At 70.2% G+C, this 6931-nt stretch carries 6 protein-coding genes; 5 read left to right on the top strand and 1 reads right to left on the bottom strand.

The features are described 5' to 3' along the window. Positions 1-24: 24 nt before the first annotated feature. Entirely contained in the window at positions 25-861 is an 837-nt protein-coding gene (locus tag RM812_RS40210; RefSeq protein ID WP_311585657.1) for a putative nonproteinogenic amino acid hydroxylase, read from the bottom strand. Between the two features lie 260 nt (positions 862-1121). Here RM812_RS40210 and RM812_RS40215 point away from each other — a divergent pair, with 260 nt between their 5' ends. The 5 genes from RM812_RS40215 to RM812_RS40235 form a co-directional block, all read left to right on the top strand. Next, positions 1122-1439, top strand: coding sequence for a phosphopantetheine-binding protein (locus RM812_RS40215; protein ID WP_311585659.1), 318 nt, complete (start codon positions 1122-1124; stop codon positions 1437-1439). Then, complete coding sequence (locus RM812_RS40220) at positions 1436-2683, top strand: cytochrome P450 (protein WP_311585662.1); 1248 nt, start codon at positions 1436-1438, stop codon at positions 2681-2683. The genes RM812_RS40215 and RM812_RS40220 overlap by 4 nt, the downstream gene beginning before the upstream one ends. Further along, a complete protein-coding gene (locus tag RM812_RS40225; RefSeq protein ID WP_311585664.1) occupies positions 2680-3417 on the top strand; it encodes a thioesterase II family protein in 738 nt (245 codons plus the stop codon). The genes RM812_RS40220 and RM812_RS40225 overlap by 4 nt, the downstream gene beginning before the upstream one ends. 53 nt (positions 3418-3470) lie before the next feature. Then, positions 3471-6581 (top strand): type I polyketide synthase, encoded by a 3111-nt coding sequence (locus RM812_RS40230; protein ID WP_311585666.1) that lies wholly within the window; start codon positions 3471-3473, stop codon positions 6579-6581. 40 nt (positions 6582-6621) lie between these two features. Continuing rightward, the coding region (locus tag RM812_RS40235; protein ID WP_311585668.1) for a beta-ketoacyl synthase N-terminal-like domain-containing protein at positions 6622-6931 on the top strand (310 nt) is incomplete at its 3' end.

Consider the following 6931-nt stretch of genomic DNA (forward strand, 5'->3'; position numbering starts at 1 on the left):
CGTCGGCACTGGGTCCGGCGGCCCTCACCAGACGAAGGTCTCCTCGTAGCTCCGCTTCTCGATGCAATAGGCGCGGTATGCCTGGGCCTTGGCGACCACGTCCTCGTTCCCGGAACGGCGAGCGGCCTCCACGTACCAGTCGAACACCGTGGTGGCGTGGGAGCGTCGCTCGAAGTGGAGCGCGGCAAACCGGCGGAAGACGGACCGCATGGTCCGCGGGGTGAGACTCCGGCCGGAGTCGAGGAGCTCTTCGAGCTCCGCGTCGGTCGGCTCGGGGCGTTCCATGACTCGGACCGGCTCGGTCGCGGGAATGTCGCCGCTGATACCGACGGGCTTCTCGGCGTCCGAGAAATCGAGACAGAGGGAGAGTCGGGCGGTTTTGGAGGTGCTGCACGCCGAATGAGGGTCGGTCGTGTGTATCTTCCACACCTCACCGCGACGGAGATGATAGACGATGTCGTTCTCGGAGTGGAGAGATTCCTCGCTGGTACGCAAGGGAATCTGCAGCCTGGTGCCGGGTTCCTCGAATTCGAGAAAGTCCCTGTGTGGAGCCATTATTCCGTCGCGCAGACTGAATATGCGCACCCACTGCAACCGGTCCAGGGAAAAGTGATCGGTCACCAGGGACATGATGCCCGGGAGCCGCCTGCCCAGGTCGGTAAGGGTCAGGCTGTCTCCGTGGGGACGGAAGGTGAGGTCGGATTCGGCGCCGCTGCCGTTGGCCAGCACGTGGCACGACCATGACCCGAAGGTGAGGGCGTCGTACTCGCCGGAGTACTCGTGGCGGTCCACGACGGACAGCTCGGGATCCAGGTCGTACGAGGCGATGGGCAGTACCGCGAGCCGTTGCGACTTAAGCAACGAAATCCCCTTCAACGCATGCTTGTTTGACACATCCGGAAGCTACTGGGCATTCCCCCGGCCGTCACGGTATTTCTTCCCGGATGCCCTGGCAATGACGTGGCCGTGCACGGCTTGAGTGTCGAACCCGCGGCCGGCGGCGCCGCGATGCTCTCGTCGGGTGGCGGTGGACATCGCCGTGGGGTGGGGGGCAGGATCGGCAGAGTTCATTTCTGTCCTGTCGGCGGGACAACCGGTGTCCGTCGGCGGAGAAGGAAAGGATGGCAATGGAATTGGGGCCGCGGGTCGACCAGCGCCGTGGACAGGGTGAGGAGCCGGGACCACAAGCTGGGATTTCGAGTGCGCCGCCGTCGCTCGTGCGTGAGATCTCGGCACTCTGGAGTGAATACCTGAACGGTTGCGAGGTCGGGCCCGACGACGACTTCTTCGCACTCGGCGGCAATTCGTTGATCGGGATTCGGATCATCGACCGGGTCTCCCAGGACTACGGCGTCGAACTGTCCGTACGTGCCTTCTATCTGGCACAGACCCCGGCCCGGGTCGCCGAGCTTGTCGACCAGGGGAGGGCTCGTACGTGAGGTTGACGCCGGGCGCCGGGAGGGATGTCGACCTCGGCCGCGTGGACCTGTTCGACCTGGACCTCTACACCTCGGGCGATCCGCACGTGATCTGGGACGTGATGAGGGCCGAGGCGCCCCTGCACCATCAGATCCTGCCGGACGGCAGGGAGTTCTGGTCCGTGACGCGCTACGACGACGTCTGCCGTGTGCTCGGCGACCACCAGGCCTTCACCTCGGAGCGCGGAACGGTGGTCACCCACCTCGGGGAGGACGACGTCGCGGCAGGCAAGCTCATGACGTCCACCGACCCGCCGCGCCACACCCAGGTGCGCAGGGCGATCGGTACCAAACTCACCGTGCGGGCCGTGGCGTCATGGCAGGACCGGATTCGGCGCGCGGTCGTGCGCTTCCTCGAGTCGGCACTCGACGGCGGTACCTGGGACCTGGCCGAGCAGGTGCAACGCCTCCCGATGATCGTCGCAGGCCCGTTGCTGGGGATCCCGGAGCGGGACTGGGACGAGCTCGTGGAGCTGACCGCCATGGTGACGGCCCCCTCGGATCCGCACTACCACCAGGGCAGTCGAGCCGCGACGCTGGCGATCGCCCACCACGAACTCGTCACTTATGTCACCCAGTGGGTGGAGCGGCGACGGGCGGCCGGAGTCGAGGACGGGAGCCTCCTCGACCACCTGATGGGCGTCCGCGTCGCGGACGCGCCGCTGACCGACGAGGAGATCGCCTACGACGGCTACAGCCTGCTGCTGGGGGCCAACGTGACGACGCCACACACCGTCTCGGGCACGGTGCTCGCGCTCGTCGAGCAGCCCGAGCAGTTCGAGATGGCGCGGGCCGATCTGTCGCTGGTGCCGTCCCTGGTCGAGGAGGGCCTGCGCTGGACGTCGGCCGCCTGCAACTTCATGCGGTACGCCAGGAACGGGACCGCGATCGGCGGGGGCACCGTCCCGCCCGGCGCGGCGGTCGTCGCGTGGATCGGGTCGGCCAACCGGGACGAGTCACGGTTCGCCGATCCGCATCGGTTTGACATCACGCGGCGTGAGAACAGCCATGTCGCGTTCGGATTCGGGCCGCACTACTGCATCGGCGCGCCGCTGGCCCGTACCACCCTGCGCATCTTCTTCGAGGAACTGTTCCAGCGGATCGGAGCAATCGACCTCGCCGGCGAACCGCAGCACTTGCGGTCGTGCTTCATCGCCGGGATGACCCACCTCCCCATCGTCGCCCAGAAACGACTGAGGCCATGACATCCGGCTCCACCACCGACGCGTCGCCGTGGTTCGTCCGTCCGCCGTCCACCGGCCACCCCGCCCGGATATTCTGCTTTCCCTTCGCCGGATCCGGGGCTTCGGCGTACAGCGACTGGCCGGCCGTGCTCGGCGACATCGAGGTCTGCCCGGTGCAGTTCCCCGGCCGCGAGAACCGGCTGGCCGAACCTCACTACGGCACCTACGAGAACCTCGTCACCGGCCTGGCCGAGGTCCTTGCGCCGCTGCTCGACCGGCCGTTCGCGTTCTTCGGTCACTGTGCGGGTGCGCTGCCCGCGTACGAGACCGCCCTTCGGCTCGCCGAACTCGGCCTTCCGGGGCCAGACCGCCTCTTCGTCTCCGGGCAGCCGGCCCCGCACGACGCTTCGTGCGACCGGATGCTCACCATGACCGAATCCGAACTGCGCGCCGAAATTGAGTGGTTCCTCCGCGGTCGGCGTATCGAGCCGCGGCCGGACATGGTGGATCTGGGCCTGACCGTCCTGCTCCGTGACCAGGCCGCCGCGCGTGCGTACCGGCGGCCCGAACCGGTCGCGGTGCCCTGCCCGGTCGTCGTCGTGCACTGGCGGGACGACCCCGACGTGAGCCTCGCGGAGCTCGAGGGGTGGCGTTGGTACGCGGACTCGGTCGGCATCCGGGTCGTCGAAGGCGGCCGCTACGACGTCATGAACGCGCCGGACGAGCTGCGGACCCTACTGACCCGCTGGCGGTGACACAGGTGCAGCCTGCAGAGAGCCGTGTGCCGAAGGACCCGGAAGGAGACCGTATGAGCGGCGCAGCCCCCGGCATCGCCGTGATCGGGATGTCGTGCCGCTTCCCCGGCGTGCACGGCGTGGGCGATTTCTGGCGCCTGCTGCTCCGGGGGAGGTCGACCATCGGCACCTTACCCGAGCACCGGACGGCCGGCCCGGACCGCGCGCCTCACCCGGATGCCGCCACGGTGAACTCCGGGTCGTTCCTCGACTCCGTCGACGGGTTCGACGCCGACTTCTTCGGAATCCCGCCGGCCGAGGCGGCCGCCATGGACCCGGTGCAGCGGCTGGGCCTCGAGCTCGCCTGGGAGGCCGTCGAAGACGCCCGCATGCCGGCGGACGCACTCGGGGGCCGCGAGATCGACGTCGTGGTCGGCACCGCACCCTCCGGGTACGAGTCGCTGCGCAGGCTCTCGGGCAGCGACCGGGACGACCACTACGCCGCGCTCGGTGCAAGCGGCTCGTTGATCGCGAACCGGATATCCCATCTGTTCGACGTCCGCGGCATGAGTTTCTGTGCGGACTCGGGCCAGTCGTCGTCACTCGTGGCGCTGGCGCTGGCGTGCGAGCGGATACGCGGCGGCGCGGTCGACATGGCCATCGTGGGCGGCGTGCACCTGATCGTCGATGCAGAGGCGGGCCTCAGCCTGGCGAATCTGGGCGCGCTGTCGCCCGACGGCCGTTGCTTCCCCTTCGACGAGCGGGCCAACGGGTTCGTCCGTGGCGAGGGCGGGGCCTTCGTGCTCCTGAAGCGGCATGACCTCGCGGTCGCCGACGGGGACCACATCTACGCGGTGGTGCGCGGCTGGGGTGTCACCAGCGCAGGCGCGTCCTCCCGGATCCCGAACCCCAGCCCCGCCGGGCAGGCTGCGGCGGTCCGGTCCGCCCTCGAGCGCGCGGCCGTGGCGTTCGACGGGATCGACTACGTCGAGGCCCACGGCACCGGTACACGGCTCGGTGATCCGGCCGAGATCTCCGGTCTGCGTGAGGTGTTCCGGGAAACCGGCCGTGACCGGGCCCTGGTCATCGGCTCGGTCAAGGCGAACGTCGGTCACCTGGAGCCCGCCGCCGGGATCGTCGGCTTCGTGAAGGCCGCGCTCTGCGTGGACCGTGCCCACCTGGTGCCGACGCCGGGATTCCGTTCCCCGAACCGGGCCGTCGGGGACTTTCGGAAGGACTTTGAGGTGCTGAGGGCCGCGCGACCCTGGCCCAGTGCACCGGGCCGGCCCCGGCGGGTCGGGGTGTCGGCGTTCGGGATGGGCGGCACCTGTGCGCATGTGGTCCTCGAACAGGCCGTCGTGGAGCGGACGGAACGCGAGGACACGGGTGGCGGCCAGACCCCCGCGGGCGCTTTCGGACACGTGGTGCCGTGGGTGCTGTCGGCGCGGACGGAGCCGGCCCTGCGGGAGCAGGCGGCCCGCCTGCGGGACCTGCTCGCCGCGGACGCGTCGCCGTCGGCGGCCGACGTGGGGCATTCGCTGGTGTCGACGCGATCGTCGTTCGAGCACCGGGCGGTGGTACTGGGCGGCGACCGCGAGGAGGCGCTGGCCGGTCTGGGCCAGGTGGCCATGGACGGTGACGCGCCGCTCGCGGTCCGCGGGGTTGCCGCCGGGTCGGTGGGGCCGCTCGTCTTCGTGTTTCCCGGGCAGGGATCGCAGTGGCGGGGCATGGGCAGGCAGCTGTACGCCGAGTCGGAGGTCTTCGCGCGTGGGATCGACGCGTGCGCGCGAGCTCTGGCGCCCTGGGTGGACTGGTCACTGGTGGACGTGGTGACCAGTACGGATCCGGCGGTGTCGCTGGAACGCGGGGACGACGTGGTCCAGCCGGCGCTGTTCGCGATGATGGTCTCGCTGGCACAGGTGTGGCAGTCGCTGGGAGTGGTCCCCGATGCGGTGGTGGGGCACTCGCAGGGAGAGATCGCCGCGGCCTGCGTGTCAGGGGCGCTCCCGCTCGAGGACGCGGCGCGGATCGTCGCCCTGCGCAGCAGGACCTTGACCGATCTGGCCGGCCTGGGCGGGCTGAGCGCGGTGTCCGCGTCCCAGGAATGGATCCGGGACCGTCTGGAGCGGTGGCCGGGGAGGCTCTCCGTGGCCGCGGTCAACGGGCCGGCCTCCACGGTGATCGCCGGGGACACCGAGGCCCTGGACGGGTTCGCCGCGGCGGCGGCCGCCGAGGGTGTCCGGGTGGGCCGAATCAAGATCGACTATGCTTCCCACTCCCACCAGGTGGAACGCATTCGGGACCGTGTCCTGGAGGCGACCGCTGGTCTGTCCCCGAGGGAGTCGGAGGTGGAGTTCCACTCCACGGTCACCGGAGGGGTGCTCGACACCCGCCGGCTCGACAGCTCGTACTGGTACGACAACCTGCGTTCGACGGTCCGGTTCGGCGAGGTCGTCGACCGCCTCATGCGTGACCGAGGCGGTGTGTTCGTGGAGGTCAGCCCGCATCCGGTGCTCGCGGTGGCGATGGCCGAGACCGCCGACGCGCTGACGGCCTCGCCGGTGGTCGTGGACACCCTGCACAAGGACGACGGGGGCGCGAGCAAGGTCCTGGCGTCACTGGCCGAACTGCACGTGCGGGGCGTGCCGGTGAACTGGGAGGCGGTGTTCGCCGCCGGCCGGCCGCGCCGCATCAGCCTGCCGACCTACGCGTTCCAGCGGCGGCGCTACTGGCTGACGGCGCCGGATGCCACCGGCACCACAACCGCAGGCCGGCCCGAAGACCCCACCCGGCTGGCCGACGCCGGCCCCCTTCGGACGGGCGGACCCGCATTGGAAGCGTCGGCCGTCCGGCTCGTGCAGGCCGAGGCGGCAGCGGTGCTGAGCCGCAAACACCCGGGGCTGACGGGCGCCGATCTCGCGGCGAGGCCGGCCGATACCTTCAAGGACCTGGGATTCGACTCGTCGATGGCCGTGCACCTCCGCAACAGGCTGGCCTCGGCGGCCGGGGTGCGGCTCCCGGCCACCGTCGCGTTCACCCATCCCACGCCGCGAGCGCTCGGCCGCCACCTTTTCTCTCTCCTCGCGCCCACGGCGCCCGATGCTGCGGACGGTGCGGAGGAAAAGGGGCCGGACAGCCGCAGTGATGACGAACTGTACGAACTGATCGACCGCGGATACGTGTAGCACCACCTGTTCGTCCGAGCGACCATTCGGGGAGGCCTTGGTGGAGGACGTCGACAAGCTCCGGTCCTATCTGCGGCGCGCCGTCAGCGATGCGCAGGCCCTGCGCGAGCGGGTGCGGGCCCTGGAGGACTCCGCTCGCGAGTCCGTCGCGGTCGTGGGCGTGGGATGCCGCTTCCCGGGCGGGGCGTCCTCGCCCGAAGGGCTGTGGGGGGTGGTGTGCGCCGGGGTGGACGCGATGGGCGACTTCCCCGGGAACCGCGGGTGGGACATCGGGGCGCTGTACGATCCGGACCCCGGGGCCGAGGGCGCCACGTACGCGCGCGCAGGCGGTTTCCTGCCCGATCTGGCGG

The sequence above is a fragment of the Streptomyces lancefieldiae genome (assembly GCF_031845825.1).
GTDB lineage: Bacteria > Actinomycetota > Actinomycetes > Streptomycetales > Streptomycetaceae > Streptomyces > Streptomyces lancefieldiae.

Bases quoted from the DNA above. Each gene is read 5' to 3' on its own strand.
- RM812_RS40215 (WP_311585659.1), top strand. From the start codon at position 1,122: ATGGCAATGGAATTGGGGCCGCGGGTCGACCAGCGCCGTGGACAGGGT.
- RM812_RS40225 (WP_311585664.1), top strand. From the start codon at position 2,680: ATGACATCCGGCTCCACCACCGACGCGTCGCCGTGGTTCGTCCGTCCG.
- RM812_RS40230 (WP_311585666.1), top strand. From the start codon at position 3,471: ATGAGCGGCGCAGCCCCCGGCATCGCCGTGATCGGGATGTCGTGCCGC.